Source organism: [Clostridium] aerotolerans DSM 5434, assembly GCF_000687555.1.
GTDB classification, from domain to species: domain Bacteria; phylum Bacillota; class Clostridia; order Lachnospirales; family Lachnospiraceae; genus Lacrimispora; species Lacrimispora aerotolerans.
Genome location: NZ_JHWJ01000002.1, coordinates 39,472 through 65,455 on the forward strand (window position 1 = coordinate 39,472; position 25,984 = coordinate 65,455).

The 25,984-nt window shown below is 41.8% G+C and carries 25 protein-coding genes; 4 read left to right on the forward strand and 21 right to left on the reverse strand.

The window, feature by feature from the left end; translation table 11 throughout:
* Positions 1 to 169: 169 nt before the first annotated feature.
* Positions 170 to 958, reverse strand: coding sequence for a (S)-ureidoglycine aminohydrolase (gene allE / locus T546_RS0102970; RefSeq protein WP_026890333.1), 789 nt, complete (start codon positions 956 to 958; stop codon positions 170 to 172).
* 214 nt (positions 959 to 1,172) lie between these two features.
* Here allE and T546_RS0102975 point away from each other — a divergent pair, with 214 nt between their 5' ends.
* Positions 1,173 to 2,033 (forward strand): alpha/beta hydrolase, encoded by an 861-nt coding sequence (locus tag T546_RS0102975; protein ID WP_026890334.1) that lies wholly within the window; start codon positions 1,173 to 1,175, stop codon positions 2,031 to 2,033.
* A 37-nt stretch (positions 2,034 to 2,070) separates the two neighbouring features.
* Here T546_RS0102975 and allB (T546_RS0102980) read toward each other — a convergent pair whose 3' ends face one another.
* A complete protein-coding gene (gene allB, locus T546_RS0102980) occupies positions 2,071 to 3,441 on the reverse strand; it encodes an allantoinase AllB (RefSeq protein ID WP_026890335.1) in 1,371 nt (456 codons plus the stop codon).
* 211 nt (positions 3,442 to 3,652) lie between these two features.
* Between allB (T546_RS0102980) and T546_RS0102985 the strand changes: the two genes are divergently transcribed.
* On the forward strand, positions 3,653 to 4,516 hold the full coding sequence (locus T546_RS0102985) for a DUF2877 domain-containing protein (RefSeq protein WP_034597716.1): 864 nt from the start codon (positions 3,653 to 3,655) through the stop codon (positions 4,514 to 4,516).
* A 63-nt stretch (positions 4,517 to 4,579) separates the two neighbouring features.
* Here T546_RS0102985 and T546_RS0102990 read toward each other — a convergent pair whose 3' ends face one another.
* The 18 genes from T546_RS0102990 to T546_RS0103075 form a co-directional block, all read right to left on the reverse strand.
* Entirely contained in the window at positions 4,580 to 5,917 is a 1,338-nt protein-coding gene (locus T546_RS0102990) for an NCS1 family transporter (RefSeq protein ID WP_051629563.1), read from the reverse strand.
* A gap of 27 nt (positions 5,918 to 5,944) precedes the next feature.
* Positions 5,945 to 7,303, reverse strand: coding sequence for an allantoinase AllB (gene allB / locus T546_RS0102995; protein ID WP_026890338.1), 1,359 nt, complete (start codon positions 7,301 to 7,303; stop codon positions 5,945 to 5,947).
* A 229-nt stretch (positions 7,304 to 7,532) separates the two neighbouring features.
* Entirely contained in the window at positions 7,533 to 7,955 is a 423-nt protein-coding gene (locus T546_RS0103000; RefSeq protein WP_026890339.1) for a flavodoxin, read from the reverse strand.
* Between the two features lie 31 nt (positions 7,956 to 7,986).
* Entirely contained in the window at positions 7,987 to 8,541 is a 555-nt protein-coding gene (locus T546_RS0103005) for a DUF3793 family protein (protein WP_026890340.1), read from the reverse strand.
* A 502-nt stretch (positions 8,542 to 9,043) separates the two neighbouring features.
* Positions 9,044 to 10,183: a M20/M25/M40 family metallo-hydrolase gene (locus T546_RS0103010; RefSeq protein ID WP_034597718.1), complete on the reverse strand. Its 1,140-nt coding sequence runs from the start codon at positions 10,181 to 10,183 to the stop codon at positions 9,044 to 9,046.
* Between the two features lie 17 nt (positions 10,184 to 10,200).
* Positions 10,201 to 11,226 carry a glutathione S-transferase C-terminal domain-containing protein gene (locus T546_RS0103015; protein WP_026890342.1) on the reverse strand — a complete coding sequence of 342 codons (1,026 nt, stop codon included), beginning with the start codon at positions 11,224 to 11,226 and terminating at the stop codon, positions 10,201 to 10,203.
* A 15-nt stretch (positions 11,227 to 11,241) separates the two neighbouring features.
* Entirely contained in the window at positions 11,242 to 11,676 is a 435-nt protein-coding gene (locus T546_RS0103020; protein WP_026890343.1) for a GNAT family N-acetyltransferase, read from the reverse strand.
* Positions 11,677 to 11,689: 13 nt separating this feature from the next.
* Positions 11,690 to 12,646 carry a glutathione S-transferase family protein gene (locus tag T546_RS0103025; RefSeq protein WP_026890344.1) on the reverse strand — a complete coding sequence of 319 codons (957 nt, stop codon included), beginning with the start codon at positions 12,644 to 12,646 and terminating at the stop codon, positions 11,690 to 11,692.
* Positions 12,647 to 12,673: 27 nt separating this feature from the next.
* A complete protein-coding gene (locus tag T546_RS0103030; RefSeq protein WP_156951279.1) occupies positions 12,674 to 13,165 on the reverse strand; it encodes a GNAT family N-acetyltransferase in 492 nt (163 codons plus the stop codon).
* A 32-nt stretch (positions 13,166 to 13,197) separates the two neighbouring features.
* Positions 13,198 to 13,962, reverse strand: coding sequence for an amino acid ABC transporter ATP-binding protein (locus T546_RS0103035; RefSeq protein WP_026890346.1), 765 nt, complete (start codon positions 13,960 to 13,962; stop codon positions 13,198 to 13,200).
* Positions 13,949 to 14,692, reverse strand: a complete 744-nt coding sequence (locus T546_RS0103040) for an amino acid ABC transporter permease (protein WP_026890347.1) — start codon at positions 14,690 to 14,692, stop codon at positions 13,949 to 13,951. Before T546_RS0103040 ends, T546_RS0103035 begins: the two co-directional genes overlap by 14 nt.
* A 24-nt stretch (positions 14,693 to 14,716) precedes the next feature.
* Positions 14,717 to 15,649, reverse strand: a complete 933-nt coding sequence (locus tag T546_RS22715; protein WP_051629565.1) for a transporter substrate-binding domain-containing protein — start codon at positions 15,647 to 15,649, stop codon at positions 14,717 to 14,719.
* A gap of 23 nt (positions 15,650 to 15,672) precedes the next feature.
* The gene (locus tag T546_RS0103050) at positions 15,673 to 16,662 is read right to left on the reverse strand and encodes a glutathione S-transferase family protein (RefSeq protein ID WP_156951280.1); all 990 of its coding nucleotides are present in this window, start codon (positions 16,660 to 16,662) and stop codon (positions 15,673 to 15,675) included.
* A 321-nt stretch (positions 16,663 to 16,983) separates the two neighbouring features.
* Positions 16,984 to 17,916 (reverse strand): cysteine synthase A, encoded by a 933-nt coding sequence (gene cysK, locus T546_RS0103055; RefSeq protein ID WP_026890349.1) that lies wholly within the window; start codon positions 17,914 to 17,916, stop codon positions 16,984 to 16,986.
* A gap of 334 nt (positions 17,917 to 18,250) precedes the next feature.
* Positions 18,251 to 19,435 (reverse strand): MalY/PatB family protein, encoded by a 1,185-nt coding sequence (locus tag T546_RS0103060; RefSeq protein ID WP_026890350.1) that lies wholly within the window; start codon positions 19,433 to 19,435, stop codon positions 18,251 to 18,253.
* Positions 19,428 to 20,603 (reverse strand): trans-sulfuration enzyme family protein, encoded by a 1,176-nt coding sequence (locus T546_RS0103065; protein ID WP_278246280.1) that lies wholly within the window; start codon positions 20,601 to 20,603, stop codon positions 19,428 to 19,430. The genes T546_RS0103060 and T546_RS0103065 overlap by 8 nt, the downstream gene beginning before the upstream one ends.
* 98 nt (positions 20,604 to 20,701) lie before the next feature.
* Positions 20,702 to 21,610: a LysR family transcriptional regulator gene (locus T546_RS0103070; protein ID WP_026890352.1), complete on the reverse strand. Its 909-nt coding sequence runs from the start codon at positions 21,608 to 21,610 to the stop codon at positions 20,702 to 20,704.
* A 73-nt stretch (positions 21,611 to 21,683) separates the two neighbouring features.
* Positions 21,684 to 22,991: an O-acetylhomoserine aminocarboxypropyltransferase/cysteine synthase family protein gene (locus tag T546_RS0103075; protein ID WP_026890353.1), complete on the reverse strand. Its 1,308-nt coding sequence runs from the start codon at positions 22,989 to 22,991 to the stop codon at positions 21,684 to 21,686.
* A gap of 278 nt (positions 22,992 to 23,269) precedes the next feature.
* Here T546_RS0103075 and T546_RS22720 point away from each other — a divergent pair, with 278 nt between their 5' ends.
* Together T546_RS22720 and T546_RS22725 are read left to right on the forward strand one after the other, a co-directional pair.
* Positions 23,270 to 24,082, forward strand: coding sequence for a superoxide dismutase (locus tag T546_RS22720; protein WP_084326128.1), 813 nt, complete (start codon positions 23,270 to 23,272; stop codon positions 24,080 to 24,082).
* A 252-nt stretch (positions 24,083 to 24,334) separates the two neighbouring features.
* Complete coding sequence (locus tag T546_RS22725) at positions 24,335 to 24,517, forward strand: hypothetical protein (protein WP_051629567.1); 183 nt, start codon at positions 24,335 to 24,337, stop codon at positions 24,515 to 24,517.
* Between the two features lie 677 nt (positions 24,518 to 25,194).
* Here the strand turns inward: T546_RS22725 and T546_RS0103090 are convergent.
* Positions 25,195 to 25,521 carry a hypothetical protein gene (locus T546_RS0103090; protein ID WP_026890354.1) on the reverse strand — a complete coding sequence of 109 codons (327 nt, stop codon included), beginning with the start codon at positions 25,519 to 25,521 and terminating at the stop codon, positions 25,195 to 25,197.
* Between the last annotated feature and the right edge of the window lie 463 nt (positions 25,522 to 25,984).

Here is a 25,984-nt window from a genome sequence, read left to right on the forward strand (position 1 = left end):
CCGTTTCAATCAAATAACTAGATAAATGTAGGTTTGATTTTTATCCACTTTCGTGGTATTTTAGAAAAATAAAAAAATAAAAAAACTGGCTTTCCGGTATGAATCAGACACCGGAAAACCAGTTTTTTGTATCTATAAAAATTCTTAGGAAGAACATCAAAAACAATGGTTACAGCTTTACATCCCTGTTGCAGTCCTTGGAATAGATATAAGTTAAATCTTCTTCCCGTCCTACTGCATAGCAGGCCTGTGGGCAATAAGCATCCATAAATACATAATCACCCTTTTTCACAGGAACCCAGTCATTATCCAGTCTGTACATCCCACTTCCCGTAAGGAAATACATGCCGTGCTCCTGAATATGAGTCTCTATGTAGCCGTGGGATGCACCTAAATGGAATTTTAAAATATGCATATTCATATCGAATCCAAAATTCTCTGCTGCAGGCAGGAAATCACGGATATAACAGTTCTCCATACCTTCATATGGAATCCATGGAAGATCATTTGCATTCCCCACTACAGTGTAGGCGCTGTATCCAGTCAGCTCGTCATATCTGCGTTTATAAGCAAAGAGCTTTGCATCCTCTTTTCCCGCATTTTCAAAAGAAATGGTGTTGCTGGCAGGGGAATAAATATATCCACCCTCAGTAAGCGTCTCTTCTTTGTCCGCATTTTTAACCTTAATGGAACCTTCCATTACATAAATGAATGATTCCAGTCCCTCTCCGCCGAATGCAGAATTCTTTCCGCCTTCGTGGACTGTCACTAAGTAATCCGCAAAGGAAGCTCCCATCTGAGGAGAGCCAAGAATCGTGACATCACACTTTTCATATCCTGGAATCGCATTTTTTACAATTCCGTCCGGCTCAATTAAAACATAATTTTCTTTTTTAACGACGGATCTGGTGGCTAATAAGTCATCACGGTATCCTGTCTGTCCGTTTAAATAACTCATAATAAGGCTCCTCACTTTCCATTAGGTCATATTGATTCAGTCAACCAATTTATACCTGTTTATTATGGCAGGCATTTCAAAGTATTTCAATTCTATTATGAGATAAAATACCGATGCCGTTTTATCCACTTTTCCCCTGATTGTTTATTTTTTAACAGTTATAATGATCTTACATTCATGTGTTTTTATCGAAAGAAGAAAGGAAATCACCACAATGACGGAACAAATAGAAATGACACTCAACGAATTATCTTACCCGATTAATGTTACGGTATATCGTAATACGGCAGTTGTACCTAAGGCCTGCATCTTATATTTTCATGGCGGCGGTCTTTTGTACGGCTCCCGTCTGGATCTGCCGCAGCTGCATGTGAACAGCCTTACCAATGCCGGATATCTCATTATTTCCTATGACTATCCCCTTGCTCCCGCCGCCAAAATTGATATAATACTGAAATCTGTAATTGATTCCATCAATCACTATATTTTAAATCCGTCACTTTATGTTTCCCAGGAACTTCCCTACTTTCTATGGGGCCGTTCTGCAGGGGCATACCTATGTTTACTGGCTTCAAAAGATAAGCGTCTTCTGCTTCCTCCAAAGGGAATCCTGTCTTATTACGGTTATGGTTTCCTGTGCGACAGCTGGTTTGATACTCCAAACAGTTACTATTGTTCTCTTCCACCCGTTAACAGTTCCTGCCTTAATGCAGTTTCTGATCAGGTTCATACTGAAGGCAATTTAGATACCCACTACAGCATTTATGTTTACGCCAGACAGACAGGATCATGGAAATCGCTGTTTTATGAAGACCGGGATAAATATTTCTTTCTGGAGTATTCACTCCGAACCTGTGAAAAACTTCCCGCTCCTTTATTCTGTGCCCACAGTATGAATGATACAGACGTTCCTTATACAGAATTTCTTAATCTTTGCAGTATGTATCAGGCAAAGCAGTTTGTTATCCCAGGTTCCGTACACGATTTTGACAGAAATGAAGGGGACCCTGCAACTGCTCAACTTTTAAATGAAACTGTTGAATTTTTAGACAACCACACGGAACGCTTCTTATAACCGTGAACTTGATTGCGGATTCTTATGAATCCGCATATTACAGTTTTTTAACCAGGTTTCCGAATCCTTTTTCACCTACAACTTTTCCGTCTTCTGCTACTACCTCACCGCGGACAATGGTGCAGACCGGCAATCCTTTTCCCTTCATTCCAACAAAAGCAGAAATCTTATTTACGTAGAGAAGGGAATCTTCTGTTATTTCCCATTCCTTATTTGCATCTACAATAATGAAATCCGCATCAAATCCGGTTCTGATATCTCCCTTTTTCCCATAGATTCCAAAGGCCTTAGCCGGTTTCTTTGCCATTGCATTTGCAAGAACAGATGGTGAAATTCCCCGTTTTACGCATCCTTCATGGAAGCTTACCTGAAATCCGCTCTGGATTCCACTGATTCCTCCCCATACATCAAATGGAGTTTCGATTTTATTACCCAGAATTTCCTTGAATTTTTCATCATAGGAACACGGGGAATGATCACTTGCAATACCGCTGAATGTACCATCCTCCACATAGGTCCACAGCCTGTCCACTTCTTCCTGGGAACGCAGAGGCGGGGCGCATTTAAACAACGGTCCGTTCTTGATCACATCTTCATCCGTCATGCTTAAATAATGAGAACAGGTTTCTGCTGTAATATCGTAACCTTCCTGCTGCGCTTCCTTAATTTTCTGAGCAACATCAGGACTGCTTACGTGGCAGATGTGTGCTTTGCAGCCGGTGGCTTTTGCAAGCTCAATGACATCAACCGTGGCTACCATTTCTGCAACAACCGGTCTTGATTCTAAAAATCCTTTCCAGTCCAGTCTGCCCTCTTTTTTCATTCTCTGTTCCTGCCACTTAATTGCGGCAAAATCTTCGCAATGGAAACCGGCACGTCCGCCAAACTCATGGATGATCTGCATTGCCTCATAAACCTGTCCATAATTTAAGGAGCTGTAATCAGGAGAAACGGGGCCGATAAAGGATTTAAACGCAACGCAGCCCTTCTCATCCATCCCCTTTAAATCCTGAAAATTATCAGGAATCAAACCACCCCAGAAGCAATAATCTACATATGCATTGGGAGATACCTTTTCGAACTTCTTATCAAAAATAGCTGCGTTAGTCATGGCTGGCTCGTTTTGCAGCGGCATATCAATAATGGTTGTATATCCGCCTACCGCAGCTGCGGCAGTTCCGTGCTCATAATCCTCACGCCATTCGTAACCGGGATCATTTAAATGTGCATGGGTATCAATTGCACCTGGGAAAACATAATTTTCTTTTGCATCAATTACCTTTTTTGCTTCCGGTTCTTCTCCTGCAAGAAGCACTGCTGCAATTTTACCCTCTTTTACCGCAATGTTTCCCGAAAATACACAATCCGCTGTTACAATCTTCCCATTTTTTACTAATAAATCATACATACCTTCTCCTCCGTTTCTGGTTAATGAATGATAACTGACTGACGAAACATTTCATTATTTTATTAAATAATGCCTGGGAAAACAATGCAAAATGAGGTAAAATTTCGTTATGTTTTTTGTCCAATATGTATAATTTGTTTTATAATGTTTGTGTTTTTTTCAGCTTTTTGCTAGAATTTATACTATCAGCAAAAGGAGATAACAAGTGATCATGCATCTTAATATTACAACCATTGGTTCTTATGCTCTGGAGATATTAAATTCTGTGTCAGAAGGCCTGGTACACTCTGTATACAGAAAAACCATTAATATACAATTCGGAGATTATTTACTGGCTTTACAGGCAGATTTGTCGCCTGTATCACCTGTCAGTCTCATTACAGAAATTGACGCTGCATCCATGGAAACACTTCCTGTTTCTCCAGGATTAAAGGTGAAGGTAAGTCCGGGTATCCTTTCTATATACGGCTCTGTTTTTGTTATTAACTTCTATTTTTTAGAAGCAGACCTGTTTGAATCCAAACTAAACAGTAAATCTCCACAGCTTTTGCGGGATACGTTAAAGACAGTACTGGATCATTCTGCTACAGAAGGTTTTTCCACCATATTTGCTCCCGCCTGTAGGAAGGAGCAGGAAAATAATCTGGGGGCGGAGCTTGTAACTGCAGCGGCAAAGAACCATCTTACAGCCTGCAGTACCTATATGCAGACAGCGGATTATGAAAAAGCCACAGAAGAACTGGTTTCTCTGATCGGACTTGGAGTGGGTCTTACCCCAAGCGGAGATGACTTTTTGTGCGGTGTACTGGCAGGGCTGATACTAACGGGAAACTCAGATGGAACGTTTACTTCCCTTCTTAAGAAAAGGATTGGTACGTCTCTCAACAATACAAACGATATCAGCCGTACCTTCCTTCGATGTGCTCTTTCATCACATTTTAGCAAACCAATTAAGGATCTTGTTTTTCCAGCATCTGCCGAAGATATCCACGCTTCCTTTGAGGCTGTGGGGCATTCCTCCGGCTTTGATTCTCTCTGCGGAATTTATTACGTTTATACTCTGATTCTTAATTAGTAAACCTCATAAAAAAGAAGCCTGCCGAGACAATGAATGCCACGCAGACTTCTTTCTTTTTCTTTATTTCTTCTTTTTAAAACACTTTATGAGCACATAATAAACAATTCCTGCAGGCAGAATACTTGCCAGCCATGATATTTTTATAAAGGTAAGAGCTGCAGCCATTCCTGCGATTAAACCTCCGATTGCAGCAAGGTTGATTCCTTTAAACGCTCCGTCCGGATTGTAATAATCACTCAGATCAATTTTCTGTTTTTTGATGATATAATAATCCACCACCAGAATTGCAAAAACCGGTCCCAGTACAGAAGAGGAAATCAAAACAAACAGGTTGAGTCCAGCTGCAGATGACTCCTTAACAAGCTCCCATGGAAATGTAGCATATGCAAGCAGTCCCACGATAATCGCACTCTTTTTAACTGATACTTTTAAAAGATCTACCAGTACATAGATGGGGGGAAGTGCGTTATTAAGCATATTGGTAGTCAATGTGCCGCAAACGATACAAAATAACGTAATTACAACGATTGCTTTATTGGGCATGATATATGCAAAGCCTATGATTGGATTGGCAATTCCGGTTACACTTGTAACAAGAAGTCCGATGACGCCCATAAATACTACAGCAGGAATCATTGCAAACGCATAGGCAGAGCCTCGTTTCAAAGGGCCACATCCAGGCTTTAGCTGCCTTACTGAATCGCCGATATTGACCAGAAGCGCGCAGTTGACTCCAATAAAGGTGGTTACAGCTCCGAAAAATGGAAGTCCCCAGGATCCCTTTTTATTAACTACTTGTGTCACTACATCGCCATGCATACCAAGAATTGTGACCAGCATATAGACCAGAGCAATAATAACAACAGCTCCGCCAATATTGTTAATTACCTTAATTCCCTGAAAGCCCAAGGCTGAAAGTCCGATCTGCATTGCCTGAAACAAAATGAACCATAAAACAATGCTGTCAAAGCCAATGACGATTTTACTGATTTCATTCAGGGCCGAAGCACCGATCCAGCTTTGAAAACCATACCATATAACGGCTGGAATCCCTCTGCAAAGAGCAGGAATTACAGTACCTTTAAAGCCAAAAGCACCTCTTAGCTGCACCACATATGGAATTCCTGTTGTGTAACATAGTTTATCGTTTAAGACCATGCATATAACGCAAAGCGCTGATCCCATCGTAATTGCAATAATCGCCTGAACAAGGTTCAGTCCTCCTGAAACAAGATCAGAACCAAGTGTTAAGTTAGCCGTGGAAACACAGCCCCCAAGCCAGACCAACCAGTAGGAAAATGCCCCCATTGTTCTCTTACTAACCGGAACCGGCTCCATCCCATCCTGTTTTATTACACCTACCAATGCCTTTTCTTCTGTCATCACACTTTCTCCCATGTTTTTCTCCTTATATACGTTTACGGCTTACGACATTCTGGCAGGAGTGATCAGCTTTCCGCCTGAAACGGCTGTAATCTTTCCGTCCTGAAAGATAGTTCTTCCCCGCACAATCGTCTGTGTAACCTGACCCCTAAACTTCATTCCCACATAGGGACTTACTTTATGTAAATAAAATAAGGAATCTACATCCAGCACATATTCTTTATCCAGATCAACAATTGCAAAATCCGCATCAAAACCTGTCTGAATCTTCCCTTTTCCTTCGATATGAAATACTTCATTTACATTGGAGGCAGTAAGCGCAGCAACCTTTGTAAGCATCAGCTTTCTATCGTGGTAACCATGGGTTAAAACAGCGGGAAGTGTACTCTGGCAGCCAGAGATGCCTCCCCAGGCTTTCATGAACTCTTTTTCTTTTAATACAGGATCGCTGGGAGAATGGTCGGATGAAATAAATGTAATTTCACCATTAAACAATTTTCCCCACATCTTCTGCTGGTTTGCTGCGTCACGGATTGGCGGAGAACATTTTCCAAGAGTACCCAGTCTTTCTACATCCTCATCTGTGAGAATGAGATAATGACCAATTGTTTCACAGGAAATATCCACGCCCCGTTTTCTTGCCTCTGTAACCAGTTCCACGCCCTTTGCCGTACTTACATGAGCAATAATCAGCTTACAGCCTGTTTCTTCTGCAAAGGTGATCATTCTGGAGATGCTTTCGATTTCTGTAATAGGCGCATGAGCCTCAAAGTAATCCTTCACTCCAGTTTTGTTCTGCGCATTCTTTAAACCGGTTACTTTTCCTGTGATACCGTCATTTTCGCAGTGGACCATAAGGGGAAGGTTCAGTTTTTTTAATTTCTCCATACCCTTGTAGGCAGTATAGTCATCAATTCCAGGGAACTCATCAATTCCGCTGAAGCAGGAAAATGCTTTAAAACCCACAACTCCGCATTCCGCAAGCTCCTCCAGTTTGTCTAGGTTTGTGGGACATAATCCTCCCCACAGACCGAAATCACAGACGGAATCTCTTTTTGCAATGGCAAGCTTCTTTTCGAAATTAACTCTGTCCAGTGTACAGGGAGAACTGTTTAAAGGCATATCAAAAAATACACCGCCGCCGCCTGCTGCAAGAGCCTGGCTGCCATTTTTTATGGTCTCCCATTCCGTTCTTCCCGGATCATCAAAGTGTACATGTCCGTCGGTGGCTGCTGGAAAAATGTGTTTGCCTGCCGCATCAATTACTTCTTTTCCATCCTGAGAAATCTCCTGTGATATCTCCACAATTTTTCCGTCACTTACCCCAATATCAGCCTTTTCTATACGGTCTGGGAAAACAACCACTCCATTTCTAATGACAAGATCCATGCTTTTACCCATTCTGATACCTCCTCTTTGCACTTTGTTCACTTTTTTAATAAATACCGGCGATTTATTGTGTTATTTGCATTATAGTTTTCACCATAGTATAATTCATTGGTAAAAAAAGACAAAAAAATAAAGTATTTTCATCTGATATAGTTAAAAATACTTTATGGAAAAAATAAAATAAGCCATGGATCACTGCTAAGCATCAGCAACAATCCATGGCTTATCTTTTATATTAAACTTATGCAAGTGCCTTTCCAAGCTCTACACACTGTGCTTCTCCATCTGCATCTGGCTCGTTGTTACAGATTACGCTTTCATGAGCGAGCACTGCGCCATCCTTTTTACAGGTTTCTTCCCAGTCTCTCATCCATTCGCCGTCTCCCCAGCCGTAGGAACCGAATAATGCGATCTTCTTTCCTGTCAGCTTGGGCTCACAGCCCTTGAACATTGGTTCAAATTCGCCGTCTTCTAATTCTTCGCTTCCCATGGAAGGACATCCAAAGGCAATTGCATCGAATTCATCTACCTGCTCTGGCTGGAAATCAGATGCGTTAAATAAAGAAATCTCTGCGCCCGCTTCCTTTGCTCCATCAGCTACCTTCTTTGCCATTGCTTCTGTATTTCCTGTGCCGCTCCAAAAAACAACTGCTACTTTACTCATCTTATCCTACCTCTTCTTTCCTTTTATTTGCTCAGGCAGCAACTGTTAACTGCCAGACCGTTCTGCCGTTTTTCCATAAACGCGAGTAAATGACTCTGCATTTGCGGTATCTTGCAAATTTTTTCTCCGCCTCGCATTCATTGCAGTAAACCTTCCAGCAGCCGATACATTTGCAGTTTTTACCTGCATTGTTAATAAACCCGATCACATCACCCAAAGGATATCCAAGAAAGAGTCCTATTTCATGAGGGAAGGAGCCGGATTCCTTCAGCCGCTCCGTCAGCCTGGTAAGAGCATACTCTACATCCATTTGCTCATAACCGTATTTTTTAAGAAATCTGCACACACCGGGACGATTCAAATCAGCTTCCAAATGAGTTTTCCGATAAACATAGATCAGCGCCTTGTTATTGCGGCGGTATAATTCTATGAGAGATATTCCTTTTTCACCCAGCTGGTTGTTTAAGTGATCCAGCTGTTTTTGAAGCTCTTCATCCGATGTGAAGGAATGATTAAACAGGCTGGCTGTCTTTAAGGAAGCCAGCGTTGGGGAACAATATTCGATTAGATGTCTTTCTAGTAGCATTTCAATACCTCCACAGTCAAATTGTTGTTTCCCATTATTCCTTTTTTTGCAGGTTTTAGGTTAGTTTTGGCTAACTAATATATAAATATCATATTTTCCACCTACAGGCAATACTGAATTTGCTTAATGGGAAATTTTCTACTATATCATATTATCTGCAACATAGGCTCGTATACTTTTCCAATTTTTTACAGAAATTCTTCATTAATTTTATGCTTTCTTTAGGAGCAGGACAAAATTTCTTCACAATTTTACGGTATGATATTAATACGAACATAGAAAAAACCCAAAGCAGTCAGAGCGCTTACTACATATGTTTTTCTAAGTCGGCAGAGTCGTCCTGAATGGCCTCTTTGCCGGCTCAACCTAATGATTAAGACTGATTCCTGGATTTCAAATGCCTGGAACGGTCTTTTATATAGAGAAAGAAGAAGCCTCGGCTTCTTCTTTTTTATTGGTCGTAATTTATATTTCTCATTGCAGTAATTCCACTAAGCTGTTTTTATAGGGCTGTAATCAATCCCAGGGCAAGGGAAGCGGTCTTTTCAAGCTGATCCACCGTCGTATATTCCTTTGTGGTATGGACTTCATTCATGCCACAGGCAACTACAATTCCTCGGATGCCGTTCTTAACAAAATGGTTATTATCGCTGCCTCCTAAGGTAACCTGAGTTACTGGAGTGAGACCAAGCTGGCTGCAGACCTTACGGAATCGTTTTACCACTTCCTCTTCGTCTCCGATTTCATAAGCTTCAATCTGCTTCTCATAAAGAAATTCTATACTTCCCTCATAAAGAGTTGCTGTCCTTGAAAATATTTCTCTTAATTTTTCCAGCTCCTTAAGCGCCCTCTCATCCTTTAAGCTTCTGATTTCTCCCAGTATGATGCAATCATCCGGCACGATATTGGTCTGTTTTCCGCCGCTGATTTTTCCGATATTCACGGTTGTCACTTCATCCACCCAGCCCTGCTTTAACTGGGAGATGGCATGGGCACCTATTTCAATGGCATTGATTCCAAGCTGGGGACAAAATCCAGCATGAGCATTTCTCCCCTGTATTCTGATTTCAAAAGAAATGAGGGTTGGCGCTGCCGTGGCGGCCAGACCGATCTCTCCGCTTAAATCAAAGACGTATGCCAGATTGGAACTGACTTTAGAATAGTCAAAGATCTGACTTCCTTTTCCATAGTTTTCTTCTGCCACCGGGAAAAGTATTTCAATGTCCGGGTGAGGGAGATTTTCTTCCTTTATGACCCGGACTGCCTCTAAAATGGCTGCAACACCAGAAAGGTCGTCAGCACCAAGTATAGTCTCGCCTTCTGAAGTAATGACTCCGTGTTCGTCCTGAATGGCACGTTTTCCGATGCCAGGACGTACGGTATCCATATGGGCCGATAAAAGAACGGGGCTGCCCTCTGTGTTTCCTTTTAATCGTCCATAGAGATTTCCGGTGGAGGACTGATTTCCGTATCCGGTAATGCGCTCTTTTAGCTGTATTCCGGCATCATCTTCCTCCACCTCAAATCCCAATTCCTTTAACTGAAGGGTCAGATAGTCTGCAATCTCTCTTTCGTGGTAAGTTTCAGAATCAAACTCTACCATTGTTTTAAATTGGCTGACAAGCCTGTTTGTGTTTATCATACGATCACCTGCCTGGATTATTCATTTCCTTTTCCGTGGCGTTTAAACTTCTCCTCTGGAGTTTTGCTTAATTCCTTCCGGTTTTGAGGGGCAGACCAAATACCTTCGTAATCAATCTGATTCACAAAACGGGAATTAAAGTCCTGGAAAAGGGATTTATTCTCTGACCGGGGCGCCGCAATATCCCGGAAATATGTGTTATTGCGGAAAGCCGGAATTACATATAAGTCTCTTAAGTATGCCCATATATTCTCATAATCCACCACCCGTCGCTTAATTGGGCCAAGATTGCGGTAATAATGGGTGTCAAACCTCGCTAATGTAACAAAAAGCCGGACATCACTGTCTGTGACATAATCGCCGAATAAAAAGCGGTTCTTTGACAGTCTCTCTTCTATCTCATCCAGAGCCTTGTAGAAATCTTCAAATGCCTCTTCATAGGCAACAAGGGACTGGGCAAACATCATACGGTAGGTTGCATTGTTTACATTGGGAAAGAGCCAGTCATTGTAATCATCGATTTCCTGACGTAATTCTTCCGGATATAAGTCCGGAGCGTCGGGAGCCTGGAACGGCCGGAAGGCTGTTTCAAAATAGTTGGTGAGCCTGTGGTAATCATTGTTCACCACCTGTTTTGTCGTGATGTCTACAAGAGCCGGAACGGTACAGCGTCCCTGATAATCCGGATCAGCGTTATAATAAAATTCACTTAAGAACTGAGCCCCCAGTACCGGATCTTTTCTGTCCTCATTATACACGAATTCCCATCCAAATGCACTGTTTTCCTTGCTGTGGCCCACAAGATTGATTCCAATGGCATCTGTAAGCCCCAGAAGCTCCCTTACGATGGAGGCCCGGTTGGACCAATGACAGCCTTTGGCCCAGAAGAGACGGTATTTTCCTGCTTCTGCCTTTAACTCACCTTCTCCCTCTCCAAAAGGAGTTGTAAAATGATTGGGCTGGCGGATGAATGCCCCTCTTTCATCAATTTCATTTTCGATTTCTTTTGGACGCAGTCTTTGTTTCGTACTCAAGCTTGACATATGATATCCTCCTGTTTAGATATATTTTTCCGTATGGATAATCTGAAAGATTCCTCCATCTATTTTTACTCCGTAATCCGGCTGATAGCCCAGGGCTTCATAAAAGCCAACTGCTTCATCCCGGCTGGTGATGACAATTTTTTTAACGCCCCATTCCCGGATCCAGTTCTCAGCTTCGCTGATCAAAAGTCTTCCGACTCCCTTACTCCGGTATTCACTTAAAACGCTGACACGCTCGATCTTTGCTATGTTCTCTTCCTCCAGAAGATGGATTCTGCAGGTTGCCACAGGGTAAATATCATCAAGAACTAAAACATACAGGGATTCGTTAAAATCTCCCTCATCGAATTCTTTCTCCATGGGAATATGAAATCCTTTTACCATGGTTTCAACTCTGACATAATAGACACCTGCATACTGCCAGTTTTCCGATACTCTTACTGCTTTCACCTTTTCGCCTCCTCTACTTGTAATTGATACTATCTCTTCCATGAGGTTTTAAAAAGCCGGAGAGCTCAGGGCCATCAGGCACAATTCCGTAAGGATTATTGGATACGGCACATAGATGGTAATGCTTTTTAATGGCATCAAAATCTGTGGTATCCCCAAAGCCTTTCTGAGAGTATAAGTCTCTTACATAGCCCCAAAGATTTGGAAACTCAGAAATCCGGTTACGGTTTAAGTAAAAGCCATTATAGTATGCAACGTCAAACCGGACCAGTGTAACATACAGTCTTACATCCGATTCTGTGATTTTATCTCCAAATAAGTAACGGCTGTGGCTTAAACGCTCTTCCAGCCAATCCAGACGGTTAAATACGAGAGAATAAGCCTCTTCATATGCCTCCTGGCTTCTGGCAAATCCAGCCTTGTATACCCCGTTGTTGATCTCGTCAAAAAGAATCTGGTTTAATGCGTCAATCTCTTCCCTTAATTCCTCTGGATAGAGATCAGGGGCACCCGGCTTATGGTATTTGCTCCACTCTACCTCCCAGTATCTGGTCAGGTGATAGTAATCGTTATTTACTACGGTTCCTGAAGCCACATCCACTACGGCTGGAACGGTAAATCTTCCTGTGTAATCCGGGTCTGCTTTTAAATAGGCCTCGCTGATATAATGAATCTTTAATACCGGATCCACCTCACCATCATCTAAGGTAAATGCCCAGTCCGTCCGCTCCACATCGGGTCTTACAGGGTCTAAGGTACCCAGGCTTACGACATCTTGAAGGCCTAAAAGGCTTCGAACAATCACAGATCTGTGAGCCCATGGACAGGCTGGAGACCAAAGCAGGCGGTATTTGTTAGGTTCTACGGGGAGCTGCCCCTCCTCTATTCCAAAGGGAGTGGTAAAACGATTCTTCTGTCGTTTAAACTTCCCGTCTTTTTCTACTTCACTGGTGATAAATCTTTCTGACATGGCAATTTCCTCTTTTCTTATTGGCTGTTATGACCTTTTCATGTCTTCTCTTCCATACTCATCCACGAACCGGTATGATTCCGGAAGCATGAATCCTTCCTCCTCCATAAAGGCTCTGGACTCTTCGGAACCGTTAAAGATACACATGGCGGTCTTGCTTCTTCGAAATCCCATTTTTTCATATAGGGCTACCGTTCTTGGATGGGTATAAAGAATCACATTCTGGCCTTTTACCTGATCAAGAAGAAGAGTGATCAGCTTTCTGCCCACTCCAATTCCCTGAAATTCTTCCTCAATAGCTATGTTATAAATAGCTGCCTGGCAGACTCCGTCGGATAAGGCTCTCCCCACTCCGATGAGTCTTTCCCCGTGGTAGACAAATACCACGGCATAGCTGTTTGTGAAGATGGTCTCCTGCTCCTCTTTCGTATGGTCAGAAAGTCCGGACCGGCGAAGGATATCGGAAACTTCCTGCCAGTTCACATGTTCTCTTGTTGTCTTATAGGTAATATCGTTCATGTAAAACCTCCAGAAGCTTAAACTTTTTCCTGCTAAATTGTAAAATCCGGACTTTCCAGCATATGAATCTTTACCAGGAACTCTTTTAAGCGTTCATTTTTAGGATTATCAAAAATTTCCTTGGGAGTTCCATCAGCTACTATTTTTCCATTTTCCAGAAACAGGATTCGGTTTGCTACGTTTTTAACAAAGTTCATTTCGTGAGTGACCAGTAATATGGTGTTTCCCTCTTTGGCTGCATTCCGAATGGTGGTCAGTACTTCACTGACTAATTCCGGGTCAAGAGCGGAGGTGGGTTCATCCATGAGAAGAAGTCCCGGGTCCATGGCAAGTGCTCTGGCTATGGCGACACGCTGCTGCTGTCCGCCAGATAAGTGTCTGGGATAATGAAAGAGGCGGTCTCCCATTCCTACCTTTTGAAGGTGCTTTATGGCAAGCTCCCTGGCCTCATTCTTTTTTAACTTCTTTACTACCATTAAGCCTTCCATTACATTTTCAAGAGCCGTTCGGTTCTTAAAGAGATTGAACTGCTGGAAAACCATTTCCGTATATCGTCTCAGCTCCAGCTTCTCTTTGGAGGATTTGGTGGTCAAATCAATGGTTCTGCCATTGATGATTACAGTGCCCTGTTCTGGCTTCTCAAGGAGATTGATGGAGCGTAAAAGGGTTGACTTTCCCGTACCGGAAGGGCCGATGATAGCTACTACATCTCCCTTGTTAACGGTTAAATCCATGTTATCGAGTACCACATTTTCGCCGTACTTTTTACTCAATCCGCGAATTTCAATTGCGCTCATTTCCCATACCTCCTTTTACAACTGTTACCTGCTCCGGTACGCTCATCCTTTTTTCAATGTATGAGAACAGTCTTTCAATGAAGATTGTCAGCACCCAGTAGATGATGGCAAGAGAACAGTAAATCTCAAAATAACGGTAGCTGCTGCCAGCTAAAATCTTACCCTGAGCGGTTATTTCCACCACGGAACAGGTAAATGCAAGAGACGTGCCTTTTACCAGACCGATGAGCGAGTTTCCAAGGGACGGTATGGCAACCGTCACTGCCTGGGGAAACAGCACTCTCCGAAAGATCTGGAAGCCGTTCATCCCTAAGGATTTAGCGGCTTCCACCTGGCCTTTTTCTACGGACTGGATGGCAGCACGTATGGTTTCCGAGTCAAAAGCGGACTGATTTAAGCCCAATGCCACGATGGCAAAAATAATTGGCGGTATCCCGTTGACGTTATATTCGGTTCCATTGTAGAAATTGTAGTATTTTAAGGCAATGGGAATCCCAAAGTAAGTTAGGTAGAGCTGAACGATAATAGGGGTTCCTCTTACTACCGATACGAACAGCGCACAAATTTGCCGTAAGACCGGAATGTTGTGAATTTTTACAAATGCGATCAAAAGCCCTACTACCCAGCCGATTACCAGGGCGATTACCGTCAGTTTTAAGGTTACGGGCAAGTATTTTAGTAATGCGGGAATTTCCGTAAATACCAGCTGCCAATCAAATATTTTGCTCATCTTGTTCCTCCAGCTAATCCTTCTTTATTTATAGGAAGGAGAATAATCGTTACCAAACCATTTTAAGTTGATTTCCTTTGAGGTTCCGTCTTCAACGACTTCTTTTAAGGCTTTGTTTAAATCTTCCACCAGTTTTTCATTTCCTTTGCTGACGATTAAGTAGCTGAATGGTTCTCCCATCAGTTCCTTGGAAATATCATTATTTAAAGAAATGCCGGTTACATTAAAGTTGAACTCTTTCTGGTAATACTCAAACATTGGTTTATCCATTAAAACGAAATCGTATTTTCCAGCCTCTACATCCTGAATCTGAAGAACAAGGTCTTCTTCGCTGTATTCGATGTTGATTGGTTTTGATGGATTGGCGGCATTATAATTTTCAAGTGCAGTGGTTATGTTGATGCCCGCCTGGGAAATGGTCTTTAAACCAGCAAGGTCATCCCAGGATTCAATTGTTTCTGCTTTGGCATTGTCTTTTTTAAAGATGGCAACGTATTCATTGGCAAAAATCGGGTCTGTAAATAAGTACTTTTCTTTTCTCTTTTCATTCTTTGCAAAGTTATTTACACCAATCTGGTAACGGTCTGAATCAAGTCCTGCAAAGATGGAAGGAAAATCAGTCACTTCGATTTCAAGCTTATACTGAGGAAGACGTTCAAAAATAGCTTTGATTAATTCAATGTTATGTCCTGTCAGTGTATTGTCTTTATCTACGAAGGTAAATGGCTTTGGAGAGCCGCCTGTAGCCGCGTAGATGGTGATTGGCTCTGTTTTATTCTCTCCTGCAGCTGTTGTGCTTTCCGCTGTCTTTGTTTCCTCTGAGGAAGCCTCACTGGCTTTACTCGTCTGAGCTTCTGTTGGTTTGCTCTCCTGCTTTGCGCAGCCTGCCAATGCGCCGATTACGGCTGCTGCTGTAAGGAATCCTAATACTGTCTTTTTTGCAAAATTTTTCTTCATAACTTTTCTCCTCATTTTTAAGTTTAATATTGAACTAGTCTTTTTCCAAATTTCTCATCTCTGTTATGTGGTTCGGACCAAATGGAAGTATCCGGGCCAAGGGGAAGGATATTGTAAGGATTATGTGCGTGATTACCCAGGAGATATCCTTTCTTAATGGATACAAAATCCGTTGCTTCTTTAAAAGCTGGAATGGAATATAAGTCCTTTGCATAATTCCACAGGTTCTCAAAATCCGTAAGCCGGTTTCTGTTTGTCTTAAAGCAGAAATAATAGGCTGTATCAAATCTTGCCAGGGTCACGTATAAGCGGATATCGGAATCTGTGATCTGATCTCCAAACAGATATCTGCTTTTTGACAGGCGTTCCTCCAGCCAGTCAAGCCGTTCAAACAGTACCTCATAGGCTTTTTCATATTCCTCCTGGGACTGGGCAAAGCCGGACTTATAAACTCCGTTATTGACATCGTGGAACAAAATAACATTCAGTTCATCGATTTCTTTTCTTAATTCTTCTGGGTATAGATCAGGTGCCCCTTCTTTATGAAGCGGCTTCCATGCCGTTTCCCAATGGTTTGTCAGGTGGTGGTAATCGTTATTTACTACCTTTCTGGTCTTTACATCTACCACAGTTGGAACCGTTGCTCTTCCCTCATACTCCGGTGCTGTCTCTGCATAGATTTCTGGAAGATAGCGAATCTGTAATACCGGATCAACACCTCCTTCATCTAAGGAAAATTCCCAGCCCTGTTCTGTTCTTATGGGGCTTACAGTTCCTACGCTGATTGCATCCTCTAAGCCAAGAAGCTTTAATGCAATGATCTGTCGCGTGGCCCAGGGACAAAGGGGAGTCCAGATAAGGCGGTACCGTCCGGCCTCCACCGGAAGCTCTCCTTCCCCATCTCCAAATGGAGTAATAAAGTAATTTTCCTGTCTTACAAATGCTCCTGTCTTTGATACTTCGTGAGCATCTTCCGATGTTACCACCTTGCCGAATTTCTCATCTATCGCCATAATTTTTTCCTTCTTTCCGATTTTTGGGTACAAAAAAAGCAGATGCCGTCCGACCCCTGCTCACCACAGCATACGATGCATAGGATATCAGGTTTCGCTATACGTACAGCATAAGGAGAGTCTGCACATGACGGTTAAATTATTGCTTGATTTCATTTTCCAACGCTTCATCTGAAAACTCCTTTCTGGGCTTCCTTGCTTCTTTCTTAAATCATACCATTCCTATAGGTTTCTGTATAATACGAAAAAAATACAGCTGGCAATAAGATTTTCTTATAACCAGCTGTAAATACCACCAGTCACCTTGTATGTCAGATCTCTTTAGCCAAATAATGGGGTGGACAGATAGCGGTCACCGGAATCAGGTAATACCACAACAATGGTCTTTCCCTTGTTTTCAGGTCTTTCTGCTAATATTTTTGCTGCTCTCAATGCTGCACCAGATGAAATACCTACAAGGATTCCCTCGGTAACTGCAAAGGTCTTTCCTTCTGCAAATGAATCTTCATTCTCTACTGTGATGACCTCATCATAAATTTTTGTATCCAATACCTCTGGTACGAATCCTGCTCCGATTCCCTGAATCTTATGAGGACCTGGATTTCCTCCGGAAAGTACCGGGCTGCTTGCAGGCTCTACGGCTACGATCTTAATATCCGGATTCTTCTCTTTTAAATAAGAGCCTGCTCCAGTGATGGTTCCGCCAGTTCCTACGCCTGCAACAAAGATATCTACGGTTCCATCGGTCTGCTCCCAAATCTCTGGTCCGGTGGTCGCTCTGTGCACCTTAGGATTTGCTGGATTTACGAACTGGCCAAGGATTACAGCACCAGGAATGGACTCCTTTAATTCCTCTGCCTTTGCAATGGCGCCCTTCATGCCTTTGGCTCCTTCTGTCAGTACCAGCTCTGCGCCGTAAGCTTTTAATAAGTTTCTTCGTTCCACACTCATGGTATCCGGAAGAGTAAGTACAGTCTTATAGCCCTTTGCTGCTGCAACTGCTGCAAGGCCGATTCCTGTATTGCCGGAGGTTGGCTCGATAATGGTAGCACCCTCCTTTAATACGCCGCTTGCTTCTGCGTCTTCGATCATAGCAAGTGCGATACGATCTTTTACAGAGCCTGCCGGATTTAAGTATTCCAGCTTCGCAAGAATGGTAGCGTCCTTGATCCCTTCCTTTGCACTGTAGCGGTTTAATTTAAGTAACGGTGTTCCTCCAATTAATTCTAATGCGCTTTCTTTGATTGCTCCCATGATATGTTCCTCCATTTTTTAATTTGATTATGAATAAGAGCAGCTGCCACTTTGGCACCTGCTCTTTGGTATTCATGAAATAGAAATATACTGCTATTTCATCCCTTAAAGCTGTCAGGCAACGCAAATGGCATTACAATAAAACCGTATCACTCTCCATACATACAGCCTGACAACAACATTTATTATTAAAATAGATCCGATTAGAGATAACATTCGTATTATATTTCATATGAGACCACCTTTTCCATTTACATACATGTTTAATATGTTTATATGTTATAATTATATTAATACATGAAAAGGTGTGTGTCAATATCTTTTTCATATTTTTTTAAAGTTCTGCTATGGCAGCCTTCAGCTTATCAAGAGCCAGCTTTAAGGTTGACTTCGGACATGCAATGTTAATCCGCTCAAACCCTTCTCCAGCTTCTCCGAAAATAGCACCGCTATCCAGCCAGAGACCCGCTTTTGTTACAATCATTGACTCCCGCTCTTCTTCTGTGAGTCCAAGTCCCCGAAAATCAAGCCATATAAGATAAGTACCCTCCGGCTCAATCAGCTTGATCTGAGGCAGATGTTCCTTTAGATACTCCCTTACAAAGGAAAGATTTTCTTTTAAGTACTCCATCAGCTCCTCATGCCACGCTTCTCCATGGCGGTATGCTGCTTCACAAGCCGTAAGTCCCAGGGTGTTTAGCTGACTGTAGCCTGCGGCTGCGATTTCTTTTTTAAACCTTCTTCTGATATCAGCATTTGAAATAAAAATATTGGAGACCTGAAGACCGGCCAGGTTAAAGGTCTTGCTGGGAGCCGTACAGGTGATCGTTCTGTTTCTAAGCTCGTCTCCAATGTTTGCAAATACCTGATGCTTTCCGTCGTAAATAAAATCCTGATGGATCTCATCGCTGATGACAAGAATGTCGTGGCGGATGCAGATTTCACCCAGCTTTTCTAATTCCTCTCTGGAATAGACTCTTCCCACCGGATTGTGGGGATTGCATAAGAGGAATAATTTCACCTTGTTTTCCACAGCCTTTTTTTCAAAGTCTGCCAGGTCCATTCTGTAAATACCGTCTTCTGAAAGGACCAGGGTATTGTCCACGATCCTTCTGTCATTGTCCTCAATCACTTCGCTGAAGGGATAATAAACCGGCTGCTGGATCATAACTCCGTCTCCCGGCTTTGTAAAGGCCCTCACAGCCATTGCCAGGGCGAACACGACGCCAGGAGTCTTAACAAGCCATCTCCGCTCCACAGACCAGTCATGCCGCTCTTTCATCCAGTCCCTTACTGCTTCAAAATAATCCTCCTGTACCTCGCTGTAGCCGAAAATACCATGGGAAACCCGTTCCGTTATGGCATCTAAAATCTCCTGAGAGACTCTAAAATCCATATCTGCGACCCACAAGGGCAGTACATGCTCCGGTTTTCCTCTGCGCAGGGCAAAGTCGTATTTCAGACAGTTGGTATTCCTTCTCTCTATTAATTCATCAAAATCGTAATTTCTCTTACTCATGAAATACCTGCTCCAATTCTTTGATTAAATCTTCTGCATCTTCAATTCCTACGGATAACCGTAAAATCCGGTCCGTAACTCCATTAGCAGCCAGAACCTCTTTCGGTACATCGGCATGGGTCTGGGTGATGGGATAAGTAATCAGAGTTTCTACCCCTCCCAGGCTCTCCGCAAAACGGATCAACCGGACCTCCTTTAAAATCTTATGGGCCAGTTCCTTTGATTCCACCTCAAAGGTGACCATACAGCCAAAGCCTCTCGCCTGCTTTTTACAGACCTCATGTCCCGGATGATCTTTAAGCCCCGGGTAACAGACCTTTGTTACCTTCTTTTCGTTACAAAGAAAGGAAACCAGCTGCTCTGCATTTTTCTCTGCCCGGTCCATTCTAAGGGCCAGTGTCTTAATTCCTCTTAAGATCAGCCAGCTGTCAAATGGAGCAAGTCCTGAGCCCACTGTCTTAATAAGGAAGCGCAGCTTTTCAGAAAGCTCTTCGGTTGAGGCTACTAAAAATCCAGCTATGGTATCGTTATGTCCTCCCAGATATTTGGTTCCGCTGTGAACCACAATATCTGCCCCCAGCTTTAAGGGATTCTGAAAATAAGGAGACATAAATGTATTATCAACAATAAGGAGAAGTCCATGTCTTTTTGATATCTCTGCCAGCCTTTCAATGTCAATGACATTCATCATTGGATTGGTGGGCGTCTCAATAAAGATAGCTTTTGTATTTTCTCCTACCAGCTTCTCAAATTCTTCGGGAGAACATTTTGCGCAGTCCACGTTGCTGAATAAGATTCCATTTTTCTTGCTCACGTTGTCAAAAAGACGAATGCTTCCTCCATATAAATCGCAATCCGTAATGATATGGTCACCTGGACGGAATAATTCCATCAAAGCCGTAATAGCTGCCATTCCACTGGAAAATGCCAGGGCATCCACGCCATTTTCCAAAGCTGCCACTACCTTTTCCAGCTGTTCTCTTGTTGGGTTTTGGAGACGGCTGTAATCGTACCCGGTGCTTTCTCCCACACCTCTATGTGCGAAGGTAGCTGTCTGATAAATAGGGAAGCTGATTGCCCCTGAACGATCTACCGTTTCCTCTGTTCCATTGCCGTATAAACACTTTGTTGATATTCCATATTCCATACTTATCCACCGCTTTCTCATTTTATTTTCTCTTATAAGTATACCCATATGGTAGGTTGAACCGCTAATACTAAAAAACGATAGCCTGCTATAGTTTCTTTCTATGGTTCAATATCTTCTTACAATAGCTGGGCTTCATACTTTTTTAGCTCGTCAATATATTTCGTTCCAAGAACACTTAAAGGCATTTTTTTCTTTTTAATATACCCAATTCTCATCTTATCCTCTGTATCAAGAGGAATGGCACGATATTCGCCTCCGTTTAAATCCTCACAGATGATACCGCAGCAAAGAGTGTAGCCATTTAACCCCACCATGAGATTTAATAAGGTAGCCCTGTCATCTGCCTTAATGATCTGCTTATATTCATAGGTGCTGAATACTTCTTCTGCCAGATAAAAGGAATTGTTATTCCCCTGTTCAAAGGAAAGACAGGGATAATTTTTAAGGTCTTCAAATCCGATCCGGTCCATGGCTGCAAGGGGATTTCCTTTCCAAAGATACACATAGATCCCGCATCGAAACAGATCGATGAACTCTAAGTCATTGTCAGCAAGAAGTTTTTCCATGGCTTTCTGGTTAAAATCATTTAAATAAAGGATTCCCACTTCGCTCTTCTGGTTTTTTACATTTAATATAACTTCATAGGTCTTTGTTTCATGGACGGCAAACTCATAATCATCCATACCAAACTCTTTTGCCATATGAATGAAAGCCTGAACCGCAAAGGTATAATGCTGCATGGAAACACTGAACTTCTTTTTAAACTTTTCCTTTTTAACAAACCGTTCTTCCATCTGACGGTACTGCTCTAACATCTGTCTGGCATATCCTAAAAATTCTTCCCCATCCGGTGTGATCACAATGCCACGGTTGGAACGAAGAAATATGGTCAGACCTATCTCCTCCTCTAAATCCCTTATGGTGCTGGACAGGCTCGGCTGGGTGATGAATAGCTCCGCGGCGGCCTTGTTCATGGATTTCTGGTTGGCAATGCAGACGGCGTACCGTAACTGTTGTAATGTCATAGTTTCTCCTTTCCTGACACGCGCTCAACAGGCTGCCATATGGTAATGGCAGCCTGCGTGCGGTTATGTACTCCTATTCCACTGCTTTGAATGCTTCTGCTAAATCTTCAATGATATCTGCTGCATGCTCCGTACCAATGGAAAGACGAATGGTGTTTGGCTTAATTCCAGAGCCTAAAAGCTCCTCTTCCGTCATCTGGGAATGTGTGGTGGAAGCCGGATGAATTACCAGGGATTTTACGTCAGCAACATTTGCCAGTAAGGAAAACAGCTCCAGCTGGTCAATGAAATCTTTTGCTTTCTTTGCATCTCCTTTAATCTCAAAGGTGAAGATGGAACCGCCTCCATTTGGGAAATACTTCTTATAAAGCTCCTGCTGCTCTGCATCCTCTGAAATAGATGGGTGATGCACCTTCTCTACCTGAGGATGATTCTTTAAGAAGTCCACTACCTTAATGGCATTTTCTACATGGCGCTCGACTCTTAAGGATAAGGTCTCAAGTCCCTGTAAGAAAATAAAGGAATGGATGGGGGAAATGGATGCCCCTGTGTCACGAAGTAAAATAGCCCGGATCTTTGTAATATAGGCTGCAGCTCCTGCTGCCTTTGTAAAGCAGATTCCGTGATAGCTTGGATTCGGCTCTGTTAAAGTCTCAAATTTACCGGAGGCTTCCCAGTCAAATTTTCCGCTGTCAACAATCACGCCGCCAATGGTGGTTCCGTGGCCACCGATGAATTTGGTTGCTGAATGCACTACGATATCCGCACCGTATTCAATAGGTCTTACCAGATAAGGAGTCGCAAAGGTATTATCCACGATTAACGGAATTTTATGTGCATGAGCGATATGAGCAATTTTCTCAATATCCACTACGTCGGAGTTAGGATTTCCAAGAGTCTCGATTAAGATGAGCTTTGTATTCTCCTGAACCGCCTTGTCTAAAGCATCGTAATCAAAAGGATCCACGAATGTGGTCTCAATGCCATATTCCGGCAGAGTGTGTGCCAGCAGATTATAGGTACCGCCGTAAATATTGTTTGCAGCAACAACATGATCTCCATTTTTTGCAATATTCTCAACAGAATAAGCTACGGCTGCTGCTCCAGAGGCAACAGCAAGAGCTGCGAGTCCGCCCTCCAGTGCTGCAATTCTCCGTTCAAATACATCCTGGGTAGGATTTGTAAGTCTTCCGTAAATATTGCCTGCATCCGTCAGATTAAACCTTGCTGCGGCATGCTCGCTGTTATGAAATACATAAGAGGATGTCTGGTAAATAGGGACTGCTCTGGCATCGGTAACAGAATCTGCCTGTTCCTGACCAACGTGTAACTGTAATGTTTCAAACTTAAATTCTCTCTCTGCTCTATTCTTCTTTGCCATGGGAAATTCCTCCTGTTTACATCTTCTCTGGTTTGTTTGATTTCTATCTTGATCATATTATACCGTGTTTGAACCGTTAGTGTTAATATGTATAATTACTATCTGGTTATAGGCAAAATCTATAACAAACACCCAGAGCTGGCTCCTTGACCATTTACTGTTTCTTTATTATACAACACTCTTAAACAGCTTACACTATTTTTTTCTTCCTTGCTTATCCATCATATATCAGACTTACTTGAATATACATATACAAAAATGCAAAAGGATAACAGCCCATGAACGAACATTACCCATTTGTGAATCCTCCGCTTCCGTACGCCTATGACGCTCTGGAGCCTTATATTGACACACAAACCATGTATCTTCATCATGACAGGCATTTACAGAGGTATGTGGTTGAGCTCAATACAATTTTAAGAGATTATCCGGAACTGCAGAACTTATCCCTTCCGGAGCTGATTTCAAACCCGGAAAACCTTCCTGAAGAAATACGCCAAGGCATTATCAATTATGGAGGAGGCGTTTATAATCATATTCTTTATTTTAACGGCATGACCAATTCCCAGAACCGTGCCCAGGCCGAAACTCTCTATCCAGCCATTGTTCAGGATTTTGGTAGTCTGGAAGAGTTCTTTAACGAATATAAACGAAAAGCCTTATCTGTATTTGGATCAGGATTTGCCTGGCTCGTAGTCGCTCCCAATGGAAGCCTTGAATTAGTCACCACCCGGAATCAGGATACTCCACTGGCCGATGGATATTGCGTGGTAACGGGCATGGATGTGTGGGAGCATGCATATTATCTGAAACGATTTAACGACCGTGCGGCATACATCGAAGACTGGTTCCATGTAGTCAACTGGGAAATGGCAGACGAGCTTTATAAACAGTGTATGAATAACCTGGAAAATCAGCGGGCGAATGCTCCCCAACCGCCAGCTAATACGTTAGGTGCACCTACTGCTGAAGAAGAGCCTGTGCCAGCTCCTGAGACTTATACAGGACCAGGTTCCGGACTGGAAGATCTTCCGGCTGCAGGGCCAGAGACACCTGCTACTCCAGAAGAGGAAGTTGTTCCTACGGTTTGATACATAGCTTACATAGCGGTTTATGGGATTTACTTAATAAATCTAGTTGATTGTAAACGTTCGTTCAGCATGTTTCTTTTGTATATTCGTAAGAAATACGGAGCCGATATTACGGTTCCTTTTCTTTTGGTTTTTAAGCTATATTTTTCTGGTAATAAGTCCATGATATAGATGGAGATGTACTGTTTGAAAGGTATTACTTATTTTATACTTTTGTGGTAATATGAAATAAAAATAATGGAAGGAGAAACTATGGACAAGTTTTTGAAAAGTGAATGGAGCTATCTTGAAAAGAAGCTGATTGTATCAACCTTTTTCTTATCAGGAGTCGTAATTGGTTTTTTATTTGCTCCCATTAAAAAAGGGATTTATTGCGGGAACAATAACGGGGCTACTATCCATACAAAAAAGGGGGGTAAGAAGGAGCATAAATGATTTGATTTATTGGAAGCCTTTTCTATTTTGGAACTTATAATATAGACTTGCAGTTGTACAATGATCTGTTTTTTTCCAGGTTCATTAAAATTGTGAACACAGCCATTCAAGCGTCTATATTTTAAAAACTCTGTAATGGTTGACTGATTTTCAGAGATAATAAAACTGGAATTTGAAAACCACACTCATTCCGGTTGTAATCGAGAAAATCAATAAAAATATGGACTGGCTTTCTAGGAGCCAGAGGCGTTCCCGTAGCTGCGTTATTGAGTAGCCTTTCATAAAGGAAATAACAGTTCCCACGGTTTATGATACCAATAATGCTCACGGGAATGCCGAATATTTCAAAATTCCTTAAAAAAGTCTATTATTTCTCATGTGGTATTCAACTCCAGTGAATATAACCCTTTGCTTCAAAAACATTACATTCATGTACTAAATTGATCCGTAGCCTCCTCGGAAGTAAAGTCACCTACGATATAATAGTAATCAAAAACCTTATTCCATTTATTCATGGCTTTATTTTTCACCTATACTAATATAATTTTCCCACCCGTTTCTAAAAAAAGTCCATGTATCCGCCTTTATAAAAAATAAATATTGAAATCAATTTTATTAAATATTGTTTTTATGTAAGCGGGAGTTAAAGTTTTAAAATTCAACTCCCAACCAACATTTTAAATTACATAATTTGTAATCCAATCAAATGGTATACATACATAGCAATAAGAATTATACGTTACAAAACAGCCCCATACAAATCCATTTCTATCAATTCTGTCAACATACAGCCAATAGTCTCCATAAATTGTCCAAAAATATGTCCAATAATGTCTATATCTTAATAAATCATCATATGTTGGTGTCTGTGGAACAATAGGAGGGGATGGTTTTCCATTCTGCGGAAAGCCAACATTATTACATGGGTTACGATGATCACCATGCTGTCCATCTCTATTACCACGTTGAAAATATATTTCATTTTCATTTTCGTTGCCTATCATTTTTAACTCCTAGTTAATTATAATACAATGTAATATATTCAAATTTTTTTTATATGTTATATATTTTAATAAATTTTTTTATATATTAATTTAGTCCAAAAATATATTCAAAACAAAAATTACCCAAATAAATTAATAACAATGACCTTTCTATATTCTCTATAAAGTCTAAAAAAATCATACCTCCAGATCTGCTAAAAATAACTTGTGGTCTCCTACTGTGGCAACCTCTACCTTACCAGGTGATGGTAACAGAAATAACATAATGGCCAAAGGCATCATATACCATATTAACTGCTTCGCATAATCCGACGTGTACATTCTTATCTATTTACAATATAAAATGAATGTTTTTCATTTAGCACTCGTGTAACATCTTATAGCATTTATAGAATATACTTTATGATCACTTGCTATCATTTGGTTTATTTCGTATAATATATGAAATATTATATTACTGAAA